This is a genomic window from Pseudomonas sp. NPDC089752 (assembly GCF_044748725.1).
Classification (GTDB): Bacteria; Pseudomonadota; Gammaproteobacteria; order Pseudomonadales; family Pseudomonadaceae; genus Aquipseudomonas.
On the sequence record NZ_JBIVGP010000007.1, the window covers coordinates 128753 to 154628 of the forward strand.

Sequence of the window (25876 nt, forward strand, 5' to 3'; positions counted from 1 at the left end):
ACGGGGCAAGCCCGCTCCCACAGACGCTGCACCTCAGCCTGTGGGAGCGGGCTTGCCCCGCGAAGGGCCGCAAAGCAGCCCCAAATTTCAGACACATGGAGCCGACCCATGAGCTATCACCTGATCATCGGCGACAAGCTGTATTCTTCGTGGTCGCTACGCGGCGCCCTGGCCCTTGAACTGGCCGGCGTACCCTACGAAGAAACCCTGATCAAACTGCGCCAGCCCGACACCCGCCAACGCATCCTCGCATTCTCCTCCACCGGCAAGGTGCCGTTGCTCAAGACCGAGCACGGTGTGATCGCCGACTCTCTGGCCATCGCCGAATACCTCAACGAACGCCACCCCGAAGCCCAGCTGTGGCCCGCTGACGTAGCTGCCCGTGCCCAGGCGCGTTCGGCGTGCGCGCAGATGCACAGTGGGTTTTTCGCCCTGCGCGAGGCGATGCCGTTCGACCTGTCGCGCGATGCAGCACTGGAAAGCATCCCGCTGGACGTGCGAGTGGACATCGATCGCATCGTCGCGCTGTGGTCCGAATGTCGTCTGGTGGCCAAGGACAGCGGGCCGTTCCTGTTTGGCAGGCCAACCCTGGCCGATGCCTTCTTCGCGCCGGTGGCCGTGCGTCTGCGCAGCTACCGGGTGGAGGTGCCAGCGGAGGCGGCCACTTATATCGAGACCATTTACCAGTGGCCAGCCTTCCAGGCCTGGCAGCAAGCTGGCCTGGCGGAGCATGTAGGGTGAAGCGGATTCATGTGGCAGCAGCGGTCATTCGCGGTAACGATGGCCGTATCCTCATTGCTCGACGTGCCGACAGCCAGCACCAGGGCGGTTTTTGGGAATTCCCTGGCGGCAAGGTGGAGGAGGGCGAAAGCGTCGAAGCGGCGCTGGCCCGCGAGCTTCGCGAGGAGCTGGGCATCGAGGTGACCCGTTCGCGGGCGCTGATCAAGGTCAGCCATGACTACCCGGACAAACAGGTGTTGCTGGATGTCCGCGAGGTCGAGGCGTACACCGGCGAACCCTACGGCGCCGAAGGCCAGCCGCTGGCCTGGGTGTCGCCCCGGGATTTGGCGCAATACGAGTTCCCCGAGGCCAACAAGCCGATCGTGGCGGCCGCACGTCTGCCGGACCAGTACCTGATTACCCCGGACGGCCTGGAAGTGCCGCAGATGCTCAAAGGCATCCAAAAGGCGGTGGCCAGCGGTATTCGCTTGATCCAGCTGCGCGCGCCGGACATGTACGATCCCAAATATCGTGACGTCGCGGTTGACGCGGTTGGCCTGTGTGGCGGCAAGGCGCAGCTGATGCTCAAAGGGCCGCTGGAGTGGCTGGGCGACTTCCCGTCCGCCGGTTGGCACCTGACAGCGGCGCAACTGCGCAAGTATGCGGCCAAGGGCCGGCCATTCCCGAAAGAGCGGTGGCTGGCGGCCTCCTGCCATAACGCTGAAGAGCTGGCGCTGGCCGAGCAGATGGGCGTGGATTTCGTCACCCTGTCGCCGGTGCAAGCAACTCAGACGCATCCTGAGGCCGTGCCGTTGGGCTGGGATGAGGCGCAGCGATTGATCGCAGGCTTCAGTCATCCGGTGTTCTTGCTGGGTGGGGTGGGGCCGGATGAGCGTGAGCGTGCCTGGGAAGCCGGGGCGCAGGGCGTTGCCGGGATTCGGGCGCTCTGGCCTGAGGCCTGAGTCGTCCCCGAGGGGCCGCTCCCACTGTGTATGCGGCGCTCTGCGCGGCGGATCAGTCGCAGCATGGATGCAGCGGCCCCCTGGTAGGAGCGGCTTCAGCCGCGATCACCGGCGAAGCCGGTGCCATTCACCGCGTCGCTTGCTTCGCGGCTAAAGCCGCTCCCACAAATATCGCGCAAGTTTCTTTAAATTTTGAGCAAGACAGTTGCTCCCACATTGAGAAGGCTTGGGCTGTGATTATCCCTGCGGTTTCTCTGCCGCTTGCCACAAAACCTCTGCAACCCCCTGGCGCCGCCCGATGATCCGCGCCGCCACGAACAGCAGATCCGAAAGCCGGTTGATATAAGCCAGCCCAACTCCCTCCAGCGGCTCAACGGCATTCAGTTGCTGACAACGCCGCTCCGCACTGCGCGCGAGGCTGCGACACACATGCGCCTGGGCAATCAACGCCGAGCCACTGGGCAAAATGAAGTTCTTCAGCGGCCCCAACTCTTCGTTCCACACATCGATGGCGGCCTCCAGGCGTTCTACTTCACTGAGGTTCAAAGCCTGGTAACTCGGCATCGCCAGCTCGCCACCCAGGTCGAACAAGCGATGCTGGCAAGGAGCAAGCACCTCGCTCACCTCATCCAGCCCTTGTTCGGCCAGGCCTGCCAGCAGCAAGCCAAGCTGGCTGTTGAGGCTGTCCACCTCGCCAATCGCTTCGATTCGCGGATGATCCTTGGGCACTCGGCGCCCGTCGCCCAGGCCGGTTTCGCCCTTGTCGCCGGTGCGGGTGTAGATTTTCGACAGGCGATAGCCCATGTCAGGTCTCCGTGTGAGTCGGCGCCGTGGTTACCGGCTGGCCGAGGGGCAGGCGCAGGGTGAAGCAGGTGCCCTGGCCGGGCGTGGACTGCACTTCCATCTGCCCCTTGTGGTTGTTGGTGATGATGAAGTACGAAACCGACAGCCCAAGGCCAGTGCCCTGGCCGATTTCCTTGGTGGTGAAGAACGGCTCGAAGGTGCGTTTGCGCACTGCTTCGGGCATGCCGACGCCGTTGTCCTCGACCTGGATTTCCGCCCACGGCGGGCTGAGCCGGGTGCGCAGGGTGATGCGCCCGGGTTCGCTGTTCGGCGGCCGTTGATGAATGGCTTGGGCGGCGTTTTTCAGCAGGTTCAGCAGCACTTGCTCCAGCTCGTTGGCGGTGCACGGCACCGGACCCAGGTTGGGGTCGAACTGGCGGACGATGGCTTGACCCTTGAAGTCGAAACCGATGGTCAGGTCGAAATCGTTGCCAGCGATCTCCACGGCCTGGTCGATCAGCGCCGGCAGGTCGCAAGGGACCAACTGGCGGTTGCTGCGGCGGCTGAAGCTGAGCATGTGGGTGACGATTTTGGCAGCTCGGGCACCGGCTTGCTGAATGCCGTCGAGCAGTTGCGGCACCTCGCGGCTTTCCAGGTAGCGATAGACCACGGGCAGCTCGATGCCCAGTTCGCTGGCCTGTTCCTGATTGCGCGGCAGCTCCGGCGACAAGCGGCGACGTATGTTCTGCACGTTGTGCAGGATCGCCCCTAGCGGGTTGTTGATCTCGTGTGCCATGCCTGCGGCGAGGCCGCCGACCGAGAGCATTTTTTCCGACTGCACCATCATCTCTTCCAGCGACAGGCGCTGGGTGATGTCGTCGATGCGGATCACCACCCCACGGCCGCCGCCGCCCATCAGCGGGTAGAAAGTCAGGGCGTAATGGCGCGGCTCGTCGTCCTTGGGCCAGGTGACCCGCTCGATTTTCGCCACGCGGTGTTTTTCCACCGTTTCCTTGAGCTGAGGCAGAAATGGCTTGAGCGGCTCGAAGGCGATGAAGATCGGCTGGTTTAGCGCCTCATCCAGCGGCGTACCGGAGAGTACCGTGGCTTCGTGGTTCCACTGGGTCACGTAGAGCTGTTCATCGAGGGCGATCAGTGCCGAGGGCATGGAGTCGATGATGCTGTTGAGGTAGTTCTGAAAACCGGTGAGCTTTTTCTCGATCTTGCTGCGCACCTGGACTTCGAGCTCCAGCTTGCGGTTGGTATGGCGGGTTTCCTCGGCCAGGCCTTGGGCCTGGTCGTAAGCGTCCTGGAACTCGTCGCGGGTGCGCTTGAGCTGCTGCTCGCGCGCTTCGATGCGCGAGAGCATGGTGTTGAAGGCGTTGGCCAGGCTGCCGATTTCGTCGTCGTTGCCGCGTTTGGCACGCAGGGCGTAGCTTTCTTCGCGTGTTACCTGGCGGCTGAGCTCTTCGAGCTGGTTGATCGGCTGGGTGATCAGGCGCTTGATCTGGCGGGCGATGACCAGCCACAGCAGGATGCTGAACACCAGGATCGCCAGGCTGGCGCTGAGGGTGCCGGTGTAGAAGGCCATGGGCAGTTCGCTGCTGGCCACCAGCAGCAGGTGCGCAGGTGGGCTGGCCTCGCGGGGGATGCGGATCAGTTGGGTGCTGCGAAACTCCATCAGGCGCCAGCCATCGATGTTGCGGTAACGCTTGGGCAACGCCAGTGGCTCGCCATGTTGCAGCTGTGCCAGCATGCGCCCATCGCCCCCATAGACGGCCGCCGCGCGCAGCGGGGTGTAGCTGTCCAGTTCCTTGAGCAGCGCCGTGGCGGTGTCCGGATTGTCGCCCGCGCGGGCGGCCAGCTGCGGGTTGGCCACCAGCCGGCCGATGGTCTGCAGTGCCTGTGGCGCCATGCTCTCCTGGGTGATCCAGTAGGCGGCGCTGATGAAGGTCAGGTTGGCTACCAACAGGATGGTCACCAGCAGCACCAGCAGGGCCGCCAGCAGCTTCTGCCCGACCGGGAGGTTTTCCAGGCGTTGGCGCAAGGTCATGGGCAAGGCAATGTCCGTATCCGGTTGAAAGGGCGCGTCAGGCGCAGGGCAAACCGCGCGTACGCAGGTTATCGACCAGGCGCTGGTGCAGGCGTTCCAGCTGTGGCAGCGCCATGCCGTGGCGGGCTGCGGCGCGGCAGGCGTGGCCCAGCAGGTAATGCACCTCGGTGCGCCGGCCAGCGCGGACGTCCTGGTACATCGAAGAGTAGTTGGCTGAGGTGGCGAGGATCACCCGTTGCACTTCTTCGTCGAGGTTTTCCGCCGCCTCGGGTTGCCCGCAGCGGTGCAGCAGCTGGGCCAGCTCTGCGCTCAAGCCGTCGACTTCGCTCAGGTGTGCCAGCAAGCCGCCGTTGTGGCAGTCGTGCAGCACGGTCAGCGGATTGATCGCGCAATTGAGCGCCAGTTTTCGCCATAGGCGGGTGAGGATGTCCACGGTCCATTCGGCGGGGATGCCGGCATCGTGGAGGTCGTCGAACCATTCCGGAGCGCCTGGGTTAGCCGGGTCGCCCAGCCAGTTGAAGCCGTGGCCGGCGAAGCGCACCCGCCAGTCGTCCTCGCGGAATGCGCCTTCGGTGCTGGAGGCAAAGATGCAGCGGGTGCGTGGGACCTGCTCGGCGACCTCATCCTGGCTGCCCAGGCCATTTTGCAGCAGCACGATCTCCGCGCCCTCCGCCAGGCGTGGCGCCAAACGGGTGATAGCGGGCGCGGCGTCATAGGCTTTGCAGGCCACCAGCAGACGGTGCACCGGCCCACTGGACTCGGCGGTTTCAGCCGGGATTGCGTAATGCGTCGCCTGGTCCTGTTCTACCAGCGTCAGGCCACCGGCTTGTTGGTAGGCCTGCAAGCGCTGCCGATCGCGCAAGATCAGCTGTACCGCCTTGCCCGCCCGTGCCAGGCGGCAGGCCCAGAGGCTGCCGAGGCTACCGGCGCCGAGAATATGCCAGGTGCTGCTCATCTGCGTTTCGCAACCCGTTATAATGAGCCCGCATTTTAACCCTCTAACCCCGACGCGCTCCATCTTCAGACTGAGCGCGCTTTCATTTTATGGAGAACAACCATGCCTTCGTTCGACGTGGTATCGGAACTGGACAAGCACGAAGTGCAGAACGCCGTCGAAAACGCCATCAAGGAGCTCGACCGTCGTTACGACCTCAAGGGCAAGGGTAGCTTCGAGTTCAAGGACAAGGAGCAGACCGTGATGCTGACCGCCGAGGCCGAGTTCCAGCTCGAGGCGATGGTCGAAATCCTGCGCCTGGCGCTGGTCAAGCGCAAGATCGACGTCAAATGCCTGGAGGTCAAAGACGCCTACGCCTCGGGCAAGGAAATGAAGCAGGAAGCCAAGTTCCGCGAAGGCATCGACAAGGAGCTGGCGAAGAAGATCGTCGCCCACATCAAGGACGCCAAACTCAAGGTCCAGGCCGCCATTCAGGGCGAGCAGGTGCGTGTCACCGGCAAGAAGCGCGACGATCTGCAAGAGGCGATTGCTGCATTGCGCGCCAAGGAATTCGACATGCCGCTGCAGTTCAACAACTTCCGCGACTGATCGCCGCTGTGGCGGAACCCTGGTGGCGCAGTGATGTCCATGGGGGCCATGGCCGCTGAATCGCTGGCGGCCTGCTTTACTGTGTATTTGCCGTTCGGCATCAGGAGATAAATATGGATTTGAACGCTGAAGTCGATCAGCTGGTCCGCCAGTCGCAGACCTGGATCCCCTTGATCATGGAATACGGCAGCCGCGTGCTGCTGGCACTGCTGACCCTGGCGGTCGGCTGGTGGATCGTCAACAAGGTCAGCGCACGCCTGGGCAAGCTGGTAGGCCTGCGTAACGCCGACCTGGCGCTGCAGGGCTTCATCAGCACCCTGGCCAATATCGTGCTGAAGGTGCTGCTGCTGGTCAGTGTGGCGTCGATGATCGGCATCGAGACCACCTCCTTCGTCGCCGCCATCGGTGCCGCCGGCCTGGCCATCGGCCTGGCGTTGCAGGGTAGTCTGGCGAACTTCGCCGGTGGCGTGCTGATCCTCATGTTCCGGCCCTTCCGCATTGGCGACTGGATCGAGGCGCAAGGCGTAGCCGGGACCGTGGACAGCATTCAGATCTTCCATACGGTGCTGCGTACCGGTGACAACAAGACAGTGATCATGCCCAACGGCAGCCTGTCCAACGGCATTATCACCAACAGCAACCGCCAGCCGACGCGCAAGGTGGTGTTCGATGTCGGGGTGGATTACGAGGCTGATCTGCAAAAGGCTCGTAACGTGCTGCTGGAACTGGCGCAAGACCCTCGCGTGCTGGCCGACCCGGCGCCGGTGGCAGTGGTCTCGACGCTGGGCGACAGCTCGATCACCGTGTCGTTGCGCCTGTGGACCAAGACGGCCGATTACTGGGACGTGATGTTCATGCTCAACGAGCAGGCGCGCGACCGGTTGAAGGCCGAAGGGATCGACATTCCGTTTCCACAGCGGGTGATCCGCGTGGTGCAGGAAACTGCAGCGCAGTAATACTGCCTGTAATCCAGGGGCCGCATTCGCGGCCCCTTTTTTTGCCCATTACACTTGTTCACAGCCAAACCCCGTCATTTCTGGCATATAGCCTGACCCCACCTGCCTCTACCCGAAAGCCATCATGAAACCACTGCTGTTCATCACCCCCCTCAGAGCCCTGCTGTTCGGCCTGACCCTGGCCCTGTTCGAGCTGCTGACCTACCTGGCCAGCGACGCCGTGATGCCGGCCATGCCCGTGGTCGTCGACCACCTGAACGCCAGCCCGGACTACATCCCCCACGCACTCAATCTGTACCTGCTTGGTGGCGTGGTGCTGCAGTGGCTGATCGGCCCACTGGCCGACCGTTATGGCCGCCGCCCGCTGCTGCTGACCGGTTGCGCACTCTTCGGCGTGGCCTGCCTGGCTACCTACTGGGTGCAGGACATCGGCCTGTTCAACCTGCTGCGCTTGCTGCAAGGCATCGGCCTTGGCTTCGTGGTGACGGTCAGCTATCCGGCGCTGAATGAGGCATTCAGTGAAGCCGATGCGGTGCGGATGATGGCATTGCTGGCCAATATCGCGTTGTTGTCGCCGCTGCTCGGCCCGCTGGTGGGCACCTTGATGCTGCAATGGCTGGACTGGCGGTGGTTGTTCGTGGCGTTCGCCATCGGCGCTGTGTTGGTGTGGGGGCTGTTGTACCGTCTGATGCCCGAAACCCTTGGCGTGGAGCGCCGCGATGGCTCGCGTCTGCCATTCACGCCGATTCATCTGTTGCCGCTACTCGCAGGCTACGGGCAACTGCTGGCCAACCGCCGCTTCGTCGCCGGCAGCGCCGCGCTGGGACTGGTGGGCCTGCCGTTGATTGGCTGGATCGGCCTGTCGCCGGTGTTGCTGATCCACGACGAGGGGCTGAGCACGATGGAGTATGCGTTGTGGCAGCTGCCGGTGTTTGGCGGGTTGATCCTCGGTAACCTGATCATCAATCGCATTGCAGATCGCTATCCATTGCCGGCGCTGGTGCGCGGGGCGCTGTGGCCTTACCTGGCCGGCCTGTGTCTGATGGTGCTGGCGACCTGGTACTGGCCGACGGTGACCAGTGTGGTGGCTGGCATGTCGCTGTATGCGCTGGGGCTGGGCGTGGCCAACGCGGTGCTGTACCGCATGACGCTGTTCTCCAGCGAGCAGAGCAAGGGACTGGTATCGGCGATGCTGGGGATGATCACCATTGCCTTGTTGGGGTTGGGCGGTGCGGTGATGGCGATGATCGGGGCGGGGGCGAGCTTGATGCATTTTGCGCTGGCGGCGGGTGTGGCGGGGGCGTTGGCGCTTTGGCCGTTGTGGTTTGTGGTCGGTGGCCGGCCGGATGAAGGGGCTGTCGCTCAGTAATTTTCAGCGTTACTCATGGCCTCTTCGCGGGCAAGCCCGCTCCCACAGGTACTTCACAGATCTCAAACTGTGGGGCACCTGTGGGAGCGGGCTTGCCCGCGAAGAGGCCGGGACAGGCGATAGAGCTGTATCAGGGCTGCTCGGCCGCCGAATTCTCCACCGGTGCCGGCTTCCCTTTGCCTGCTTCCTGGCGCCAATGCAGCGCGATCAGGATCAGCGTCGGCACCCCCAGCAGCGCGGTAATCATGAAGAAGTTGTGATAGCCGAACTTCTCCACCATCACGCCTGAATAGCCCCCGATCAGGCGTGGTAGCAGCAGCATGATCGAACTCAGCAGCGCATATTGCGTGGCCGAGAACTTCAGGTTGGTCAGGCTCGACAGGTAAGCGACGAACGCCGAGGTGGCCAGGCCTGAGCTGAAGTTGTCCAGCGAAATGGTCACCACCAGCATTTCGACATTCGGGCCCATGTCGGCCAGCATCAGGAACAGGATATTGGTCGCCGCCGAGGCCGCACCGCCAATGAACAGGATCGGCAGGATGCCGAAGCGCACGATCAGCAAGCCACCGGCACCTGCGCCCACCAGGGTCATGATCAGGCCGAAGATCTTGCTGACGCTGGCGATCTGATCCTTGGTGAAACCCATGTCGATGTAGAACACGTTGGCCATCACGCCCATGACCGTGTCAGACATGCGATAGGTGGCGATCAGCCCGAGCAGGAGCAGGGCCTGCCAGCGGTAGCGGCTGATGAAGTCGTTGACCGGCGTCAGCACCGGCGCCAGGCCGCGACGGCCCATGCTCGACAGGCACGCCCAGGTCAGCAACGCATAGAGGATCAGGCGCAGGAAGGCGCGGTCATCGAGCAGCAGGTCGAGCGGCGTGGCCTCGCCGAAGATGACGCTGGCCCAATCGGTGTTGAACAGCTGAGTGAAGCTGGCCGGTACCGAAACCAAAAGGATGATCAGCACGAACACCGACGCCAGTTGGTGAACCAGCCCATAGCGCGCCGCCGACAACTGGGTGCGCAGGGGCACTGGCGGTTCGCGCATCACCAGCGTGGTGAACAAGGCCGGCAGCATCATCACGCCGAACAGCACGTAGGTGCCAGCCCAGGCTTTGTGCAGATAGCTGAAACCGGTGGAACCGAACCATTCGGCGAAGAACAATGCACCGGCGGTGGCGAGCAGGGCGGCGACGCGATAGCCGGCCATGTAGCTGGCAGCCAGGGCCGCCTGGCGCTGATCGTCGGCGATCTCCAGGCGATAGGCATCGACGGCGATGTCCTGCGTGGCCGAGGCGAACGCCACCAGCACTGCCAGGGCGATCAGCCAGGAAAGGTGTTGTTGCGGGTCGCACAGGCTCATGCCAATCAGGCCGATCACCACCAGCGCCTGGGACAGCAACAACCACGAACGGCGCCTGCCCATGCCACCGAGCAGCGGCAACCGCCACTGGTCGAGCAGCGGCGACCAGACCCATTTGAAGGCGTACGCCAAGCCGATCAGGCTGGCATAACCAATGGTTTCGCGCGCCACGCCAGCTTCGCGCAGCCACACCGAAAGGGTCGAGAACACCAGCATGTAGGGCAAGCCGGCGGCAAAGCCCAGCAGCAAAAGCACCAAAGTAGACGGGCTGGCATAGGCAGCAAGCGCAGCGCGCCAGGTTTTACGGGGCATGGGCCAACATCTGCCTCAAGTTTGCGAAAACAAAACGCGCACTCTAACCGCTGTGCTCCATCGGGCGCCAGCCATGGCGCGATATATCCACACGATTATTGGTTACATTCACGCCCTCCGCACGCAACCGTGCCCGTTGTTCATCGCCCGATGGCGTCCCCAGCGCAAGGCTCAGACGCCCGCCGGCACCCAGCACACGATGCCAGGGCAGTCGGGTATCGGCAGGCAACTGTCCCAGAGTTCGGCCAACCCAGCGTGCTGCCCGGCCAAGGCCAGCCAGTTCGGCCAGCTGACCATAGCTGACAACCTTTCCCTCTGGCACTTGGCCCAGAACCGAATACAGTGCCGTTCGTCGGGCCTCAGGCGTTTCCAGCGCGTGCACGTATCCCTCAGACATAGCGCCAGCCTTGGCCTGAAGTGAAACCGGACGAGTGGTCGCGGTAAATGAGAGTTGAACTCAACGGCATGTCTGTCGGTCTGTCCTTGCTCTGGTCGTCGGTATCTGGATAATGCCCGGCTTCTTCGCTAATCGAACCCGTAGTCCGCTTATGCATTCTAGATCGTTGTTGTGCCTGTTGACCGCTTCCCTGTGCGCTGCCCCTGCGTTCGCCGACACCGTCTGGATGAAGAACGGTGACCGTCTGAGCGGCAAAATTCGCGTCTTCGACGGCGGCAAGCTGCTGCTGGAGACGCCTTATGGAGGCTCGATCTCGCTGGACTGGAAACAGGTCCAGACGCTTGAGAGCGACCAGGAACTGCTGGTCAAGCAGGATGCCTACAACGGTGAGCGCGCCAAGTCGTTGAAGGCTGCCGAGCCTGGCAAGGTCACCCTGGCCAACGGCGACGCGCCGAAGACCGTCGAGCTGGCCAGCATCGAACAGATCATGAAGCCCAAACCCGTGGTCGAGGACCTGGTGTGGAAAGGCAACGTCGACGTCGCGCTGGACTACAAGCGGGCCGAGAACGATACCGACGATTATGACGTCGGCTTCAAGACCACCGCGCGCCACGGCCGCTGGCGGCACAATGCCGAAGGCGAGTACAACCGCGAGACCAAGGACGACGTCACCACCACCAACAACTGGAGCGCCGAGTACGCACTCGACCGCTTCATCACCGAGAAGTGGTTCTGGCAGGGGCGCCTGGAGTACAAGCGCGACCATATCGAAGACCTGGCCCGCCAGCGTACCGTGGGTACCGGCCCGGGCTATCAGTTCTGGGATGATGAGCTGGGCGCGTTCTCGCTGGGTACGTTGATCAACCGCACCGATTTCGAATACCGCGATGGCGCGAAGGACAACTTCTATGCGGCGGCGCTGAAATGGGACTACACCCGTTACCTGATCGGCAAGAACGTCCAACTGTTCACCAATGGCGAGTTCGCCAAGCCGCTGGGCGGCGTCGCCGACTACTCGCTGGATGCCGAAGTGGGGTTGCGCTACAAGGTCACCGAATGGGCCTCGCTCAACCTCAAGGCCGAGAAGGACATCATCACCGGCACGCGTGAGAGTGACCTGGACAAGACCCGATACACCGCCGGGTTTGGTGTGACCTGGTAAATCAACGGGGCGCTGTGGCACTGGCGGGTGATAATGCTTATCTTGTCACCCATCCAGTCCGCCGCCAGGAGCGCCCCCAGTGAGTACCAACGCCATCCGCCCCGCCCGGGAACTGCTGCTCAAGGAATACCGCGGCGTGCTCTCGACCCATTCCAAGTCCATGCCCGGTTTCCCCTTCGGTTCGGTAGTGCCCTACTGCCTGGATGCCGAAGGCAACCCGCTAATCCTCATCAGTCGCATCGCCCAGCACACCCACAACCTGCAGAAAGACCCCAAGTGCTCGCTGCTGGTCGGTGAGCGTGAAGCCGAGGATGTACAGGCCGTTGGCCGCCTGACGGTGATGGCCGAGGCCCATAAGCTTGTCGACGAATCCGTCGTCGAAGCCGCTGCCGAGCGCTACTACCGCTACTTCCCCGATGCCGCCAACTACCACAAGGCGCACGACTTCGACTTCTGGGTGCTGCAGCCGGTGCGCCACCGCTACATCGGCGGCTTCGGCGCGATCCACTGGCTCGACAACGTAACCTTGGCCAACCCGTTTGCAGGCAAGGCCGAGGCCAGCATGATCGAGCACATGAACAGCGACCACGCCAATGCCATCGCCCATTACGTCGAATTGAGCGACCTGCCACGCAGCGCAGCGGCGCAACTGGTCGGCATCGACAGTGAAGGCATGCACCTGCGCATCGGCCAAGGCGTTTACTGGCTGCCATTCCCGAGCACCTGCAATACGCCGACACAAGTTCGCGAAGCCCTGGTTTTGCTGGCGCGCGCCGACCAATGGCCAACTGCGACTGAAGTCGAAGCTTGAAAAAGCGAGCGCACGCATCCATCTGTTGGTCTTAAAGGAAGATTGTCTTCCGTCGAGGAATCCTTGATGCGTGCTTTTCTATTGTTGTTACTTCTTTTCCCTGTGCTGGAGTTGTTCGTTTTCGTCAAGGTCAGCGCAGCCATCGGTTTCTTCCCGGCGTTGCTGTTGATCATCGCCGGTTCCGCACTGGGTGTGCTGGTGATGCGTGTGGCCGGCCTGGCCACCGCCCTGCGTGCCCGTGAGAGCCTGCAGCGTGGCGAACTGCCCGCCGAGGACATGTTCCAGGGCCTGATGCTGGCGGTCGGCGGTGGCCTGCTGCTGCTGCCGGGTTTCATCAGCGATGTGCTGGGCCTGCTGTGCCTGCTGCCATTCACCCGTCACCTGGCCGCGCGCAAGCTGCGTCAGCGTGCCGAGGCCCAGGCCATGCGCCAGCGTGCTTTCCAGGATGACCCCTTCCAGGCACAGCCGCGCGACAGCGGCCACCGGCCCAACGTGATCGAAGGCGAATACGAGCGCCGCGACAAGTGACAACTCCAGGGGCCGCGCTTTGCGGCCCCTGGTTTTTCAGGCCACTGAAAATTTTTCCACAGCAAGCCTTGTAATTGATTATGTCGGCCTCATGTATGTGGTCACCGCAAGGTTTCTGGTGGCAACGCCAGACAATACACAGGTGGTTCGCCGATCGCGGGCCACCCCCCGGCACCGCCGGACCGCATCAACCCGCCGGTGTCGACACCGGCCGATGAAAACCACACTTTGGGAGAGATCGACAATGAAGCTTCGTCCTCTGCATGACCGCGTAGTTATCCGTCGCAGCGAAGAAGAATCGAAAACCGCTGGCGGTATCGTCCTGCCGGGTTCGGCCGCTGAAAAACCAAACCGTGGCGAAGTTGTCGCCGTTGGCACTGGCCGCATCCTGGACAACGGCGAAGTCCGTGCGCTGGCCGTGAAAGTAGGTGACAAAGTGGTTTTCGGCCCTTACTCGGGCAGCAACACCGTGAAAGTCGATGGCGAAGACCTGCTGGTCATGGCCGAGAACGAAATCCTCGCCGTTGTCGAAGGCTGATTTCCCCGACTTCCCGTTACTCCAAAGAATTCCAAGGATTAAACGATCATGGCTGCTAAAGACGTAAAATTCGGCGATTCCGCCCGTAAGAAAATGCTGGTTGGTGTCAACGTTCTGGCTGACGCGGTAAAAGCGACCCTGGGCCCGAAAGGCCGTAACGTGGTGCTGGCCAAGAGCTTCGGCGCGCCGACCATCACCAAGGACGGCGTTTCCGTCGCCAAAGAAATCGAGCTGAAAGACGCCTTCGAAAACATGGGCGCCCAGCTGGTCAAGGAAGTCGCTTCCAAGGCCAACGACGCTGCCGGTGACGGCACCACCACCGCTACCGTTCTGGCTCAAGCCATCGTCAACGAAGGCCTGAAAGCCGTCGCTGCCGGCATGAACCCGATGGACCTGAAGCGCGGCATCGACAAGGCCACCGCTGCCGTTGTCGCCGAGCTGAAAAACCTGTCCAAGCCATGCGCCGACTCCAAGGCCATCGCTCAGGTAGGCACCATCTCCGCCAACTCCGACAACTCCATCGGTGAAATCATCGCCGAAGCCATGGAAAAAGTTGGTAAAGAAGGCGTGATCACCGTTGAAGAAGGCTCGGGCCTGGAAAACGAACTGTCCGTCGTAGAAGGCATGCAGTTCGACCGTGGCTACCTGTCGCCATACTTCGTCAACAAGCCGGACACCATGGTTGCCGAGCTGGAAGGCCCGCTGCTGCTGCTGGTCGACAAGAAGATCTCCAACATCCGTGAGTTGCTGCCAGTGCTGGAAGCCGTTGCCAAGGCCGGCCGCCCACTGCTGATCGTTGCTGAAGATGTCGAAGGCGAAGCCCTGGCTACCCTGGTCGTCAACAACATGCGCGGCATCGTCAAGGTTGCTGCGGTCAAGGCACCAGGCTTCGGCGACCGCCGCAAAGCCATGCTGCAGGACATCGCCGTCCTGACCGGCGGCCAGGTCATCTCCGAAGAAATCGGCCTGTCCCTGGAAACCGCTACCCTGGAGCACCTGGGTAACGCCAAGCGCGTGATCCTGTCCAAGGAAAACACCACCATCATCGACGGTGCTGGCGTTGATGCCGACATCGAAGCACGCGTCAAGCAGATCCGTGCCCAGATCGAAGAAACCTCTTCGGACTACGACCGTGAGAAGCTGCAAGAGCGTCTGGCCAAGCTGGCTGGCGGTGTTGCCGTGATCAAGGTCGGTGCCGGCACCGAAGTTGAAATGAAAGAGAAGAAAGCCCGCGTTGAAGACGCCCTGCACGCTACCCGTGCAGCCGTCGAAGAAGGCGTGGTGCCTGGCGGTGGTGTGGCCCTGGTTCGCGCCCTGGCTGCCATCGTCGACCTCAAAGGCGACAACGAAGACCAGAACGTCGGTATCGCCCTGCTGCGTCGCGCTGTCGAAGCGCCGCTGCGTCAGATCACTGCCAACGCCGGCGACGAGCCAAGCGTTGTGGCCGACAAGGTCAAGCAGGGTTCGGGCAACTACGGCTACAACGCTGCTACCGGCGAATACGGCGACATGATCGAGATGGGTATCCTCGACCCAGCCAAGGTCACCCGTTCGGCGCTGCAAGCCGCTGCTTCGATCGGTGGTCTGATGATCACCACCGAAGCCATGGTTGCTGACGCTCCAAGCGAAGCTCCAGCTGGCGGCGGCATGCCAGACATGGGCGGCATGGGCGGCATGGGCGGCATGATGTAAGCCAGCCTTACCCAGCAGTAAGAAAAAGCCCCGCCTAGTGCGGGGCTTTTTCATTGTCAGCGCCTATCCAGTGGGAGCGGCTTCAGCCGCGAAGCAAGCGACGCGGTGGATGGCACCGGCTTCGCCGGTGTTCGCGGCTGAAGCCGCGCCTACAGGGCTGGCGCAGATTTGGGGATGGCCTTAAGCTGCGCCTGCCGCGCACCACAGCGAAGCGCCGCACAGGAGAACCCGATGCGAATTCTTTTGGTTGAAGACAACCGCGATATCCTTGCCAACCTTGCCGACTACCTGGGCATGAAGGGCTACACCGTCGATTGCGCCCAGGACGGTTTGTCCGGTCTGCACCTGGCCGCCACCGAGCACTACGACCTGATCGTGCTCGACATCATGCTGCCCGGGATCGACGGCTACACCCTGTGCAAGCGCCTGCGCGAGGATGCCCGCCGGGATACCCCGGTGATCATGCTGACCGCACGCGACCAACTGGATGACCGCCTGCAGGGCTTCCGCTCCGGCGCCGATGACTACCTGTTGAAACCCTTCGCCCTATCGGAGTTGGCCGCACGCATCGAAGCGGTCTTGCGCCGCGCTCAGGGCGGCGGGCGCCGTACTTTGCAGGTCGCCGACCTCAGCTACGACCTCGATACCCTCGAAGTCACCCGTCAGGGCCGCCTGCTCAAGCTCAACCCGGTCGGCCTCAAGCTGCTTGCCGTGCTGATGCAGAAAAGCCCGCACGTGCTGCGCCGCGAGGTGCTGGAAGAGGCCCTGTGGGGCGATGACTGCCCCGACAGCGACAGCCTGCGCAGCCATGTTCATCAGTTGCGCCAGGTAATCGACAAACCTTTCGAAAAACCGCTGCTGCATACCGTCCATGGCGTCGGTTATCGTCTTGCCGAAGGCCGCGATGGAATTTAAACAAAGCCTGGCGCAGCGCATCATCATTGCCTTCGCGCTGATGAGCGCGCTGGTGGCAGGGGCTTTCGCCTTCGGCATCGTCGGCACGGTGCATCTGGTCGAGGAACGTCTGATTTCCTCGGTCCTCGGCGGCGACCTGCAACGCTTGCTGCGCATGGACAGCGTAAGCGACTGGAGCCACCGGCCACGCCCCGACCAGTTGTTCTACTTCAGCGGTGGCAGCGACGATTTCGAGCTGCCCAAGGACCTGCGTCACCTCGAGAAAGGCTTCCACGAAGTCTTTCGCAACCAACTGTCCTACCACGCGATGGTCGAGATCGTGGACGGTCGGCACTACGTGCTGCTGCAGGATCAGAGCGATTTCGAAGAACGTGAACGGGTGCTGTTCGCGGTCGTGGTCGTAGGCTTCCTGCTCAGCCTGGTGCTGGCGGTGTTTCTCGGCTGGCTGTTGGCGCGGCGGGTGATGGCACCGGTGATCCGCCTGGCGCGGCAAGTGCGCCACCGTGACCAGTTGCTTGGCCTGGCTCCACCCTTGGCGCCGGATTACGCAGCCGATGAAGTGGGCCAGCTGGCGGTTGCCTTCGACGATACGCTCGGACGCCTGCGCGATGCGCTGACCCGCGAGCGCCTGTTCACCAGTGACGTCAGCCATGAATTGCGCACGCCATTGATGGTGCTGGCAACCTCCTGCGAGCTATTGATGGAAAACCCCACCCTCGATACCCGCTCGCGCAACCAGGTCGAACGCATCGCCCGTGCTACCGAAGAAATGCGGGAACTGGTAAAGACATTCCTGATGCTCGCCCGTGCGCAGCGCGACCAGGGCGCCGTGGCGTCGCAGGCGACTCTGTGCGAGGTGGCCGACGACCTGATCGGGGTGTGGCGCGACACCATCGAACAGAAGGGCCTGACGCTGTATTTCGATGGCCGCGTCAGCGCCGGTCCGTTGCTGTACAACGCCACCTTCCTGCAATCGGTGATGGGCAACCTGTTGCGCAATGCCGCCCACTATACCGACAGCGGCTACATCCGCCTGAGCCTCGAAGCGCAGGGGTTCAGTGTCGAAGACAGCGGGGTCGGCATTCCGGAAGAGCAGCGCGAAGCGATGTTCAAACCTTTCGTGCGCGGCGACGAGCGGCGCGGGGAGGGGTTGGGGCTGGGCTTGTCGCTGGTGCAGCGGATCTGCGATGACCAAGGCTGGCGTGTGACGCTGACCGCGACCGCGCCGCACGGGTGTCGCTTCCAGGTGGACTTGAGCCAGGGCGCTGCGAGGCCCGATGCTCCACCGCATTGCGGGTAACGAACTGAAACATCTTGCTTTGGTGCTAACACTTTTTTCACACAAGCATGACCTGTTTCCTACGCTGTCTTACCTACTGTGGGCGCAATGGAATCTGGAGATGTCCAATGCGTAGCCCGATCAAACTCGAATTTTCCGAGAAGTACGACCAGCAACATGCACGGGAGTACTTCCTCAAGCATCAGGATGGCCTGGCTCGTCGCCTGTCCCATACGCGTGACGAACAATTGGCCCGTCGTGCCCTGGCATTGGCCGGCGAACCTGGGTTGGTGCTGGACTTGCCATGCGGGGCAGGCCGGTTCTGGCCGCTGCTGGCGGAAAAGCCCAATCGAGTGATCATTGGTGCCGACAACTCCGAGGCGATGATCGAGACAGCGTGTGCGGCACAGCCGCCAGAGGTGGTGGCGCGGGTACGGCCTTTGCAGACTTCTGCATTCGCTATCGATCTGCCGGACAATTCGGTGGATAGCATCTTCTGCATGCGGCTATTCCATCACATCGGCGAGGCGGCTCACCGCCAGACAATTCTTTCTGAATTTCAAAGAGTTAGCCGTGACAGCGTAATCCTGTCATTGTGGGTGGACGGAAATTTCAAAGCCTGGCGCCGGCAAAAACTCGAGGCACGTCGCAGCGCCAAAGCCGAGCAGGGCAGCTATCAGAACCGCTTCGTGTTACCGGCGGAGACAGTTGAAGAAGAATTTCAGGCTGCCGGCTTCAGAATTCAGGAACGTCTCGACTTCTTGCCGTTCTATGCCATGTGGCGAGTTTATGTATTGCGTAAGGGGTAGTGTTTGATGGCTGTAGCCCAGAGCGGGGAGTCACGCTTCGATTATTACTGGCGTCAGCAGGGCGAATGGGTCGAGGAACCCAACCAGCGACGCGGCGGTGAAAGTGGGGTGCAACGCCTGAACGACGCTGATGGCAAGTTGCTTTACGCCAAACGCCAGGTGGGCCATATCTATCGCAGCCTGCTGCATCCGTTTGGCAGGCCAACGGTATTGCGTGAACTCGACGCCCTGCACAGCTTCGAGCAACTGGGCGTGCGTGTGCCACGTATCGTCTTTGCTGGGGCCGAGCGCGATGCCGAGCACCAGTGGCGGGCACTGTTGGTCAGTGAAGCCCTGGATGGGTTCGTCGAACTCGACACCTGGCACGCCGAAGGCGCCCGCGAGCGCTACCCGCAGGTGGTGCACGAGCACATGCTCAAGGACCTGGCCGACAACCTGGCGCGCATGCACCTGGGCCACTGGCAGCATGGCTGCCTGTATGGCAAGCATGTTTTCATCAAAGTGATCGGCGAGGGTGAGCAGGCCCGCGTGGAAGTGGCGCTGCTCGACCTGGAGAAATGCCGGCGCCGCATCAGTTGCCAGCGTGCAGCCGGTAACGACCTGCGTCAGCTGCGCCGCCATTCGTCGCTCAACGATGCGGAATGGCAATCGCTGCTCTACTTTTATCAGATGGCGTTTGGCAGCGTTGTCAAAGGGTTAGGGCAATGAAACTAGAAATCACTCGAGCTTTGTTTCTGGTGGCTGGCTTGGCAGTGACCACGGTAGCGGTCGCCGCCTGGGAAGAGCCACGGCCATTGGTGTTCAGCAAGGCTGAGCAGGCAGAGCAATGCGCGTTGCCGAGGGATATGAAGCAACAGCAGGCCCAGGCGCAGCCTGATCAGGACCTGTTGCTGTTCCTGTTCGGGTTGCGGCAGGGGTTGCGGCCGTTCGGTTGACCTTGTTCGAGCAAATGAGGCCCCGCGATTGCGGGGCTTTTGCATTTCTTGTATTGGCTTTGCCGGCCCTTTCGCGGGACAAGCCCGCTCCCACAGGTTCATCACTCCATTCAGGTCAATGGGGTATCTGTGGGAGCGGGCTTGCCCCGCGAAAGGGCCGGGTCAGGCTACGACGGGTTTCTGGTCCATTGTTTTATGCGCCAACAGGGTATAGATGCACGGCAACACGAACAGGGTAAACAACGTCCCGATCGACATCCCCGTGGCGATCACCGTGCCGATATCGAAGCGGCTCACCGCTCCGGCCCCGGTCGCCAAAATCAGCGGCACCATGCCGAACACCATCGCCGCCGTAGTCATCAGCACCGGCCGTAAACGAATCGCCGCCGCCTCTTCGATGGCCTCGCGCACGCTCAGGCCCTTTTCCTCACGCAACTGGTTGGCGAACTCGACGATCAGAATGCCGTGCTTGCTGATCAAACCAATCAGCGTCACCAGCCCGACCTGGGTGTAGATGTTCATGCTGGAAATACCCAGGAACAATGGTAACAATGCCCCGCAGATCGACAGCGGCACTGTCACCAGAATCACCAATGGGTCGCGGAAGCTTTCGAACTGCGCCGCCAACACCAGGAAGATCATTGCCAGCGCCAGGCCGAAGGTCACCCACAACGCACTGCCTTCCTGGATGTACTGGCGTGCGGCACCGGCATAGTCGAAGGAAAACCCCTCAGGTGCTTCCTCGGCGGCAATGTCGCGTACCGTCTGCAACGCCTCGCCGATGCTGACCATGGGCACGCCCTGGATGATCGCCGAGTTCAGCTGCTGGAACTGGTTGAGCTGGCGCGGCCGGGCGCGGTCGCTGAGGGTGATCAGGGTCGACAAGGGCAACAACTGGCCTTGATCGTTTTTCACGTAATAGTTGTTCAGCCAGCCGGCGTTGTCGCGGTAGGGCCGTTCGACCTGGGCAATCACTTTGTAGCTACGGCCCTCGAGGGTGAAGCGGTTGATTTCCGCCTCGCCGAGCAGGGTCGCCAGGGTGCCGCCCAGGGTATCCATGGACACGCCCATCTGCGCCGCCTTGGCCCGGTCGATATCGACCACCACTTCGGGCTTGTCGAAGGCCAGGTCGATGTCGAGGAAGGCGAACTTGCCCGATGCCTGGGCGCGTTCCTTGACCCGCTGGGCCACCTCCAGCAGCGCCGGGTAATCGCCTGCGGTGTTGATCACGAACTGGAACGGCAGGCCTTCGCCGGTCCCAGGCAACGACGGCAGATTGAAGCCGAAAATCTGCAGCCCGCCGATTTCTTCGAGCTTGCTTTGTACCAACGGCAGCAGCTCCATTTGCGTGCGCTCCCGCTCGTTCCAGGGCTTGAGCAGAAAACCGCCGATGCCGCTCTGCACACCGTTGAAACCGTTGATCTGGAACGACGAGTAGTATTCGGGGAAGGCCTTGAACAGCGGCGTGAACTGGTCGGTGTAGGCGTTCAGGTAGTCGAGGTTGGCCGGCTGCGGCGAGCTGCTCATCATGAAGATCACCCCTTGGTCCTCGTTCGGCGCCAGCTCGTTCTGGGTGAACTTGAGCAGCACCGGGATCAGGCACAGGATGATCACGGCAAACACCAGCACCACCGGCCGGCTGTCCAGGGTGGTGTGCAGCAGCCGTTGATAGCGGCCCTTGAGGCGTTCGAACAATACGTCCAGGCGATGGGCCAGGCCGTGGGCGTTCTGGTCCTGGCGCAGCAGCAGGGCGCACATCATCGGCGACAGGGTCAGCGCGACGATGCCAGAGATGATCACCGCACCGGCCAGGGTCAGGGCGAACTCCTTGAACAGCGCTCCGGTAAGCCCGCTGAGAAAACCAATCGGCGCGTATACCGCCGCCAGGGTGATGGTCATCGACACCACCGGCATGGCGATTTCCCGCGCCCCTTCCAACGCAGCGTCGAACGGAGTCTTGCCTTCCTCCATGTGCCGGTGGATGTTCTCCACCACGACGATGGCGTCGTCCACCACCAGGCCGATGGCCAGCACCATCGCCAGCAGGGTCAGCAGGTTCAGCGAGTAACCCATCATCTGCATGAAGAACAGCACCCCGATCATCGACAGCGGGATGGTCACCACCGGGATCAGCACCGAGCGCAGGGCGCCGAGGAACAGGAACACCACGACGATAACGATCAGCACCGCTTCGCCGAGGGTCTTGATTACCTCGTCGATAGATGCCTGGATGAACAATGTGGCGTCATAGGCGATGGACACCTTGAGCGCAGAAGGCAGCTGGCTTTCCAGCTCCGGCATGATCCGCCGGACTTCCTTGATCACATCCAGCGGGTTGGCCGCCGGGGTGGCCTTGATGCCGATGTACACGGACGGGGTGCCATCGAACGAGCTGACCGTGTCGTAGTTCTCCGCGCCCATTTCCACCCGCGCCACATCGCCCAGCAGCACGCGGCTGTTGCCGGCGGTCTTGACCGGCAGCGCGGCAAACGCCTCGGCCGATTTCAGTTCGGTGTTGGCGTTGATGCTGGTGACCACGTACTCGCCCTTGACCTCACCGGCGGCGGCGAGGAAGTTGTAGCGGCGCACGGCATTGGTCACGTCGGTGGCGGCAAGGCCGAAGCCGGCCAGCTTTACCGGGTCGATCCAGATGCGCATGGCGAACACCTGGTTGCCGAGGATTTCGGCCTCGGCCATGCCCGGCAAGGTCGCGAGTTTTGGCTGGATGACCCGGGACAGGTAGTCGGTGATCTGCGGGTTGCTCATTTCCTTGCTGTAGAAGCTGACGTACATCAGTGCGGATGCGTCGGCGGCTTCCTTGCTCAGCACCGGGTCTTCGGAATCCTGCGGCAGCTGGTTGCGCACTTCGTTGGCCTTGGCCAGCAACTCGGTGAACAAGCGGTCGCTGTCGGCGCCGATACGCGCGTAGATGGAGATGATCGAGAAGTTCTGCCGGCTCACCGAGGTCATGTAGTCGATGCCTTCAGCGCTGGCCAGGCTCTGCTGCATCGGCTGGGTGATGTAGCCCTGGATGGTCTCGGCGTTGGCCCCGGGATAGGCGGTGGTCACCGTGATCAGGGCGTTTTCCATTTGCGGGTACTGGCGGATCTGTAGCTTGCTCCAGGCCTGGAAACCCAGCAGCAGGATCAGCAGGCTGACCACGCTGGCCAGGACCGGGCGGCGGATGAACGGGTCGGTGAACGCCATGCCTGCCTCCTGGTCAGTCCGCGCGCGGGGCGCCTGCTTCGGGTTCGAGAGCGGTGTCGTGGCCGATACGGATGGCCGCACCCGGGGTCAGCTTGAGCTGCCCGCCGGTGACTACCTGCTCACCGGCCGTGAGCCCTTTGCTGACCACCACAACGCCATCGCGTCGTTCGCCGGTCTGCACGCTGCGCTGTTCGGCGCTGAGCAGCGGCTGGCCCTTGTCGTCCTGTTCGGGGTTGCCGTCCTTGTCCTTTTTCGCTGTGGCGACATACACCGAGTTGCCATACAGCGTGTAGGTGATGGCGCTTTCCGGCACCACCACCTGCGGGCGCGGATCGGGCAGCAGCACCAGCAGGTTGGCGAACATGCCCGGCAGCAGCTTGCCGTCCGGGTTGGCCAGGGTTGCCCGCACCAGCAGGTTGCGCGTGCTCTCTTCGACCTTGGGGTTGATCGCGCTGAGGCTAGCGGGGAAGGTCTGGCCGGGGTAGGCCGCCACCTGCACCAGCACTTGCTGGCCGAGGCTCAACTGCGGCAATGCCTGTTCCGGCACGTTGAAGTCGACGTAGAGGCTGGACAGGTCCTGCAGGGTGGCGATCACTGTGCCGGCGGCCAGGTAGTCGCCGACATCCACCTGGCGGATGCCGATGGTGCCGCTGAACGGGGCGCTGATGCTCTTCTTGGTCTTCGACGCCTTGAGCTGGTCGACCACCGCCTGATTGCGCCGGTATTGGGCGGTAAGGCGGTCGTACTCGCCCCGGGAAATTGCCGAATCGCCGACCAGCTGGCTGCCCCGGCCGAAGTCGACCTTGGCCAGCCCCAGGTCGGCCTGTGCGGTGCCGAGCAGCGCGGTTTCCTGGTCGTCGTTGAGTTGCAGCAGCAGTTGCCCGACCTTCACCTTCTGGCCGGACTCGAAGTGCAGCGATTTGACCGTGCCCTCGACTTCCAGGCTCAGCTCGACGCCCTGCGATGCCTTGAGGCTGCCTACCGCAGGCAGGCGCTGTTGCCACTGGCGCTCTTCGGCCAGGGCGGCGGCCACGGTGATGGGCGGCTTGGGGGCGGTGAACATCTGGATCTGCTGGTAGATCGAGAAGGCCTTGTAGCCCCCCAGGGCCAACACGATCAGCAGAACCACGGCCAACATGATGAGCATGCGGCGGCGCAGCATAAGTCCGGTTCCTTGGAAGCGTGATTGTTATTCGTCTGGACACGACAACGGGCGATCCTGCCCACGTGTGGATGGGGGAAGTATTGACTGTTTTTCGGGGGAAGGGGAATTGCTTTGTTTGTGCTGGCCTTTTCGCGGATGAATCCGCTCCTACAGGATCTACGCAAGCCTTGTAGGAGCGGATTCATCCGCGATAGGGCACTCAAGCCAGATGCAGGTGGTTATCCCAGAACCCGGAAGGCAGGTCCATCGGCTGCCCGATCAACTCCGCCTTGCGGCAATCGTAATAGCGGCAACGCCCCTGCCCGGAGGTGACGACAAACCCATCCTTCACCGCCCCGACCCCCGCGCAATCCGGCATCGGCGCATCGAGCTTCACCGCACCACTGTCCAGGTCCCAGACAAACAGACGGTTGGCCCGTGGCGCGGTCAGTGCCACCAGGCGCAGGTCGCTATGGATGGCGACGCTGGCGGTGTACTGGGCCATAGATTGCAGCTGGCGCTCGGGCACCGGGAAGGCCTTGAACGGCTCGCCCGGACGCTTGATCGCCAACAGCTCGGCGGTTTCATCGGCATCGCCCATGAACTGCTGGCAGGCGGCGATGGTGCCATCGCTGCCGACGGCCAGGTGGCGCACGCTGTTCATCTGCTGGGCCAGGGTCTCCTTGCTCAACAGGGTGCCGTCGCGCTGCATCAGCACCAGGCTCGGCTCCATCGCGTCGAGGTTCATCTCGACTCGGCTCTCGGCCTCGGTGCGGATACCGCCGTTGGCCACGATCAAGGTCTCGCCATCCGGCAGCCAGGCCACTTCATGGGGGCCGATGCCGTGGGTGGAGATCTCGCCGGTGTGCACCAGGCGCTCGCCTTCGAAGCGGTATACACCCAGCACGCCACGCCCGGGGTCGGTGGTGTCGTTCTCGGTGGCATACAGCCATTCGCCGCTTTTGTGGATCACCGCATGGCCATAGAAGTGCCGGTTAGGCTGCGAGGTGATGGTCTGCAGCAGGCGCCCGTCACGCAGGTCGACCAGGTAGCTTTCGGTCCCGGGGCGGCGCGCGACGAACAGGGCGATCGGCAATTCAGGGTGATTGATGATGGCATGGCAACGCTGGCCCACCTGGGTGCTGAACACCCGGGTGCCGTCCAGGCGGAACCCGACCGCATAGTGCTTGCCGTCGCCATCGTCACGCGCCGACAGCAGCAAGGGTTCGCTGCCTTTGTTGCGAAACAGGCTCCAGCCGCCCAGGGTCAGGGCGCTGAGCACTACGCTTGCGAGTTTAAGGGCCTGGCGTCGCAGCATGATCAGTCACCGTCGTTGGCATTGAAGCCCAGCTGGATGTTCAACGCCTTGGCCAACTCGCCTTCGTGCAGGCGGTGGACGACGTTGAGGCTGTCGTAGATCTGGTTCAGGCTCTGCTTGCCGGCGTCGTCTGCCAGCAGCTCGCCCAGGGTTTTCTGGTTGTCGGCCAGCAGTTTGAGCGAGGTAGCGTAGGCGTCGTCGATCTTTTCTGCCAGGGCTTTCTGATCGCTGGGCAGCAGGCCGCGCAGGCCCTGGTTGTCGACCCCGACCCAGACGGCCTGGGCCGCTTTGAGGGTGGCTTCGACGCTCTTGATCGACGAATGGCTGCGCCAGGCTTCGGCCTGCAGCGGCTGTGGGATGCCCTTGCTCTGGCGGCCCATGGGTGCACCGAGTTTCTTCTTCAGGGTATCCAGGGCGGTGACCTGCGAGCGCAGCAGGTCGGCGATGGCTTCGTGGGAATCGGCGTAGCGCTGGTTAGGGAACTTGGTCATCTGCGACAGCATGCCGTCAGTGCTGTTCCAGCCCTTGAGAATCTCTTCGGCCAGGGCCTTCTGATGCTCACCGATGGCCACCAGCAGCGGGCAGTAGCGGGCCTTCTGCTCGGCCGTGGCGATGTCCGGCTTGCTGTCGAACAGGATGTATTCGTAAGCCGACAGGCCGCGCACCACGACGCTGGATTTGCCCAGGGTTTCGGCATCTACCGGCTTGTCGCCGTTGACCAGTTGCTCGACCTGGCGGCCCACCAGGTTTTTCTTGTCGGGCCAGAACTGCACCTGCCAGGCGCGGTTGCCCTCGGCCAGCGGGCCGACCAACAGCGGCTGCAACTCGGCCCAGGCTTTTTGTGCATGGAGGAAATCGGCGCGCGCGGTGTCCAGGCTTTGTTTGCCTTCGCAGTAGGCCAGGGCGCTGACGGCCAACTGGCGATCGGCTTCGACCCAGCGGCTGTAGGTCGGCAGGATCACCTGCTTGGCGATGGCGGCGGAGGTCACGGCCTGTGGGTCCTGCGGCGAGCAGGCACCGAGGGCGAGTGCGGCGAGGCTGGTGAACAACAGTTTGGGTCGGAACATGCCCGGCTCC

General features: G+C 62.7%; 24 protein-coding genes. 15 read left to right on the forward strand and 9 right to left on the reverse strand.

Annotation, left to right across the window (positions count from 1 at the left end; all coding sequences use genetic code 11):
* Positions 1–108: 108 nt before the first annotated feature.
* The gene (locus ACIPZF_RS13740; protein WP_400800023.1) at positions 109–741 is read left to right on the forward strand and encodes a glutathione S-transferase family protein; all 633 of its coding nucleotides are present in this window, start codon (positions 109–111) and stop codon (positions 739–741) included.
* Positions 738–1682: a Nudix family hydrolase gene (locus tag ACIPZF_RS13745; RefSeq protein ID WP_400800026.1), complete on the forward strand. Its 945-nt coding sequence runs from the start codon at positions 738–740 to the stop codon at positions 1680–1682. Before ACIPZF_RS13740 ends, ACIPZF_RS13745 begins: the two co-directional genes overlap by 4 nt.
* A 237-nt stretch (positions 1683–1919) precedes the next feature.
* Here the strand turns inward: ACIPZF_RS13745 and ACIPZF_RS13750 are convergent, their stop codons facing one another.
* Genes ACIPZF_RS13750 through ACIPZF_RS13760 form a run of 3 tightly spaced genes read right to left on the reverse strand, consistent with a single transcriptional unit; the run spans position 1920 to position 5473 of the window.
* The gene (locus tag ACIPZF_RS13750; protein ID WP_400800028.1) at positions 1920–2486 is read right to left on the reverse strand and encodes a cob(I)yrinic acid a,c-diamide adenosyltransferase; all 567 of its coding nucleotides are present in this window, start codon (positions 2484–2486) and stop codon (positions 1920–1922) included.
* 1 nt (position 2487) lies between these two features.
* On the reverse strand, positions 2488–4518 hold the full coding sequence (locus ACIPZF_RS13755; RefSeq protein ID WP_400800031.1) for an ATP-binding protein: 2031 nt from the start codon (positions 4516–4518) through the stop codon (positions 2488–2490).
* Between the two features lie 37 nt (positions 4519–4555).
* Positions 4556–5473, reverse strand: coding sequence for a putative 2-dehydropantoate 2-reductase (locus ACIPZF_RS13760; RefSeq protein ID WP_400800033.1), 918 nt, complete (start codon positions 5471–5473; stop codon positions 4556–4558).
* A gap of 102 nt (positions 5474–5575) precedes the next feature.
* Between ACIPZF_RS13760 and ACIPZF_RS13765 the strand changes: the two genes are divergently transcribed.
* The 3 genes from ACIPZF_RS13765 to ACIPZF_RS13775 all read left to right on the forward strand — a co-directional run bounded on the left by ACIPZF_RS13765 (position 5576) and on the right by ACIPZF_RS13775 (position 8386).
* Entirely contained in the window at positions 5576–6061 is a 486-nt protein-coding gene (locus tag ACIPZF_RS13765) for a YajQ family cyclic di-GMP-binding protein (protein WP_400800036.1), read from the forward strand.
* A gap of 113 nt (positions 6062–6174) precedes the next feature.
* On the forward strand, positions 6175–7017 hold the full coding sequence (locus ACIPZF_RS13770) for a mechanosensitive ion channel family protein (RefSeq protein ID WP_400800039.1): 843 nt from the start codon (positions 6175–6177) through the stop codon (positions 7015–7017).
* A gap of 124 nt (positions 7018–7141) precedes the next feature.
* Positions 7142–8386: an MFS transporter gene (locus ACIPZF_RS13775; RefSeq protein WP_400800042.1), complete on the forward strand. Its 1245-nt coding sequence runs from the start codon at positions 7142–7144 to the stop codon at positions 8384–8386.
* 130 nt (positions 8387–8516) lie between these two features.
* On the opposite strand, the gene ACIPZF_RS13780 is transcribed toward ACIPZF_RS13775, so the two are convergent.
* Both ACIPZF_RS13780 and ACIPZF_RS13785 read right to left on the reverse strand, forming a co-directional pair.
* Entirely contained in the window at positions 8517–10064 is a 1548-nt protein-coding gene (locus ACIPZF_RS13780; RefSeq protein ID WP_400800045.1) for an AmpG family muropeptide MFS transporter, read from the reverse strand.
* Positions 10065–10107: 43 nt separating this feature from the next.
* On the reverse strand, positions 10108–10461 hold the full coding sequence (locus ACIPZF_RS13785; protein ID WP_400800047.1) for an MGMT family protein: 354 nt from the start codon (positions 10459–10461) through the stop codon (positions 10108–10110).
* A gap of 151 nt (positions 10462–10612) precedes the next feature.
* Between ACIPZF_RS13785 and ACIPZF_RS13790 the strand changes: the two genes are divergently transcribed.
* The 10 genes from ACIPZF_RS13790 (at position 10613) to ACIPZF_RS13835 (ending at position 19130) form a co-directional block, all read left to right on the forward strand.
* The gene (locus tag ACIPZF_RS13790; protein ID WP_400800050.1) at positions 10613–11623 is read left to right on the forward strand and encodes a DUF481 domain-containing protein; all 1011 of its coding nucleotides are present in this window, start codon (positions 10613–10615) and stop codon (positions 11621–11623) included.
* Positions 11624–11702: 79 nt separating this feature from the next.
* Positions 11703–12434, forward strand: a complete 732-nt coding sequence (locus tag ACIPZF_RS13795; protein WP_400800052.1) for a HugZ family protein — start codon at positions 11703–11705, stop codon at positions 12432–12434.
* Between the two features lie 66 nt (positions 12435–12500).
* Positions 12501–12962 carry an FxsA family protein gene (locus ACIPZF_RS13800; RefSeq protein ID WP_400800054.1) on the forward strand — a complete coding sequence of 154 codons (462 nt, stop codon included), beginning with the start codon at positions 12501–12503 and terminating at the stop codon, positions 12960–12962.
* Positions 12963–13206: 244 nt separating this feature from the next.
* Positions 13207–13500, forward strand: a complete 294-nt coding sequence (locus ACIPZF_RS13805; RefSeq protein WP_016488938.1) for a co-chaperone GroES — start codon at positions 13207–13209, stop codon at positions 13498–13500.
* 48 nt (positions 13501–13548) lie between these two features.
* Complete coding sequence (gene groL / locus ACIPZF_RS13810; protein ID WP_400800057.1) at positions 13549–15192, forward strand: chaperonin GroEL; 1644 nt, start codon at positions 13549–13551, stop codon at positions 15190–15192.
* A gap of 231 nt (positions 15193–15423) precedes the next feature.
* Positions 15424–16107, forward strand: coding sequence for a two-component system response regulator ColR (colR, locus tag ACIPZF_RS13815; RefSeq protein ID WP_400800060.1), 684 nt, complete (start codon positions 15424–15426; stop codon positions 16105–16107).
* Positions 16097–17407 carry a sensor histidine kinase gene (locus ACIPZF_RS13820; protein ID WP_400800062.1) on the forward strand — a complete coding sequence of 437 codons (1311 nt, stop codon included), beginning with the start codon at positions 16097–16099 and terminating at the stop codon, positions 17405–17407. Before colR ends, ACIPZF_RS13820 begins: the two co-directional genes overlap by 11 nt.
* A 107-nt stretch (positions 17408–17514) precedes the next feature.
* Positions 17515–18195, forward strand: coding sequence for a class I SAM-dependent methyltransferase (locus ACIPZF_RS13825; RefSeq protein WP_400800065.1), 681 nt, complete (start codon positions 17515–17517; stop codon positions 18193–18195).
* A 6-nt stretch (positions 18196–18201) separates the two neighbouring features.
* Positions 18202–18903 (forward strand): lipopolysaccharide kinase InaA family protein, encoded by a 702-nt coding sequence (locus ACIPZF_RS13830; RefSeq protein WP_400800068.1) that lies wholly within the window; start codon positions 18202–18204, stop codon positions 18901–18903.
* The gene (locus ACIPZF_RS13835; protein WP_400800071.1) at positions 18900–19130 is read left to right on the forward strand and encodes a hypothetical protein; all 231 of its coding nucleotides are present in this window, start codon (positions 18900–18902) and stop codon (positions 19128–19130) included. Before ACIPZF_RS13830 ends, ACIPZF_RS13835 begins: the two co-directional genes overlap by 4 nt.
* Positions 19131–19292: 162 nt before the next feature.
* Here ACIPZF_RS13835 and ACIPZF_RS13840 read toward each other — a convergent pair whose 3' ends face one another.
* The 4 genes from ACIPZF_RS13840 to ACIPZF_RS13855 all read right to left on the reverse strand — a co-directional run bounded on the left by ACIPZF_RS13840 (position 19293) and on the right by ACIPZF_RS13855 (position 25866).
* Positions 19293–22337, reverse strand: coding sequence for a multidrug efflux RND transporter permease subunit (locus ACIPZF_RS13840; RefSeq protein WP_400800074.1), 3045 nt, complete (start codon positions 22335–22337; stop codon positions 19293–19295).
* Between the two features lie 13 nt (positions 22338–22350).
* Positions 22351–23499 carry an efflux RND transporter periplasmic adaptor subunit gene (locus ACIPZF_RS13845; RefSeq protein WP_400800077.1) on the reverse strand — a complete coding sequence of 383 codons (1149 nt, stop codon included), beginning with the start codon at positions 23497–23499 and terminating at the stop codon, positions 22351–22353.
* A 202-nt stretch (positions 23500–23701) separates the two neighbouring features.
* Positions 23702–24799, reverse strand: a complete 1098-nt coding sequence (locus tag ACIPZF_RS13850) for a DUF1513 domain-containing protein (protein WP_400800080.1) — start codon at positions 24797–24799, stop codon at positions 23702–23704.
* Positions 24800–24801: 2 nt separating this feature from the next.
* A complete protein-coding gene (locus ACIPZF_RS13855) occupies positions 24802–25866 on the reverse strand; it encodes an imelysin family protein (RefSeq protein WP_400800082.1) in 1065 nt (354 codons plus the stop codon).
* Positions 25867–25876: the final 10 nt, after the last annotated feature.

What these genes read in the sequence shown, in the direction of transcription:
- ACIPZF_RS13740 (WP_400800023.1), top strand. Translation starts at nt 109, where the DNA reads ATGAGCTATCACCTGATCATCGGCGACAAGCTGTATTCTTCGTGGTCG.
- ACIPZF_RS13750 (WP_400800028.1), bottom strand. Translation starts at nt 2,486, where the DNA reads ATGGGCTATCGCCTGTCGAAAATCTACACCCGCACCGGCGACAAGGGC.
- ACIPZF_RS13755 (WP_400800031.1), bottom strand. Translation starts at nt 4,518, where the DNA reads ATGACCTTGCGCCAACGCCTGGAAAACCTCCCGGTCGGGCAGAAGCTG.
- ACIPZF_RS13760 (WP_400800033.1), bottom strand. Translation starts at nt 5,473, where the DNA reads ATGAGCAGCACCTGGCATATTCTCGGCGCCGGTAGCCTCGGCAGCCTC.
- ACIPZF_RS13765 (WP_400800036.1), top strand. Translation starts at nt 5,576, where the DNA reads ATGCCTTCGTTCGACGTGGTATCGGAACTGGACAAGCACGAAGTGCAG.
- ACIPZF_RS13770 (WP_400800039.1), top strand. Translation starts at nt 6,175, where the DNA reads ATGGATTTGAACGCTGAAGTCGATCAGCTGGTCCGCCAGTCGCAGACC.
- ACIPZF_RS13775 (WP_400800042.1), top strand. Translation starts at nt 7,142, where the DNA reads ATGAAACCACTGCTGTTCATCACCCCCCTCAGAGCCCTGCTGTTCGGC.
- ACIPZF_RS13780 (WP_400800045.1), bottom strand. Translation starts at nt 10,064, where the DNA reads ATGCCCCGTAAAACCTGGCGCGCTGCGCTTGCTGCCTATGCCAGCCCG.
- ACIPZF_RS13785 (WP_400800047.1), bottom strand. Translation starts at nt 10,461, where the DNA reads ATGTCTGAGGGATACGTGCACGCGCTGGAAACGCCTGAGGCCCGACGA.
- ACIPZF_RS13790 (WP_400800050.1), top strand. Translation starts at nt 10,613, where the DNA reads ATGCATTCTAGATCGTTGTTGTGCCTGTTGACCGCTTCCCTGTGCGCT.
- ACIPZF_RS13800 (WP_400800054.1), top strand. Translation starts at nt 12,501, where the DNA reads ATGCGTGCTTTTCTATTGTTGTTACTTCTTTTCCCTGTGCTGGAGTTG.
- ACIPZF_RS13805 (WP_016488938.1), top strand. Translation starts at nt 13,207, where the DNA reads ATGAAGCTTCGTCCTCTGCATGACCGCGTAGTTATCCGTCGCAGCGAA.
- groL (WP_400800057.1), top strand. Translation starts at nt 13,549, where the DNA reads ATGGCTGCTAAAGACGTAAAATTCGGCGATTCCGCCCGTAAGAAAATG.
- colR (WP_400800060.1), top strand. Translation starts at nt 15,424, where the DNA reads ATGCGAATTCTTTTGGTTGAAGACAACCGCGATATCCTTGCCAACCTT.
- ACIPZF_RS13820 (WP_400800062.1), top strand. Translation starts at nt 16,097, where the DNA reads ATGGAATTTAAACAAAGCCTGGCGCAGCGCATCATCATTGCCTTCGCG.
- ACIPZF_RS13825 (WP_400800065.1), top strand. Translation starts at nt 17,515, where the DNA reads ATGCGTAGCCCGATCAAACTCGAATTTTCCGAGAAGTACGACCAGCAA.
- ACIPZF_RS13830 (WP_400800068.1), top strand. Translation starts at nt 18,202, where the DNA reads ATGGCTGTAGCCCAGAGCGGGGAGTCACGCTTCGATTATTACTGGCGT.
- ACIPZF_RS13835 (WP_400800071.1), top strand. Translation starts at nt 18,900, where the DNA reads ATGAAACTAGAAATCACTCGAGCTTTGTTTCTGGTGGCTGGCTTGGCA.
- ACIPZF_RS13840 (WP_400800074.1), bottom strand. Translation starts at nt 22,337, where the DNA reads ATGGCGTTCACCGACCCGTTCATCCGCCGCCCGGTCCTGGCCAGCGTG.
- ACIPZF_RS13845 (WP_400800077.1), bottom strand. Translation starts at nt 23,499, where the DNA reads ATGCTGCGCCGCCGCATGCTCATCATGTTGGCCGTGGTTCTGCTGATC.
- ACIPZF_RS13850 (WP_400800080.1), bottom strand. Translation starts at nt 24,799, where the DNA reads ATGCTGCGACGCCAGGCCCTTAAACTCGCAAGCGTAGTGCTCAGCGCC.
- ACIPZF_RS13855 (WP_400800082.1), bottom strand. Translation starts at nt 25,866, where the DNA reads ATGTTCCGACCCAAACTGTTGTTCACCAGCCTCGCCGCACTCGCCCTC.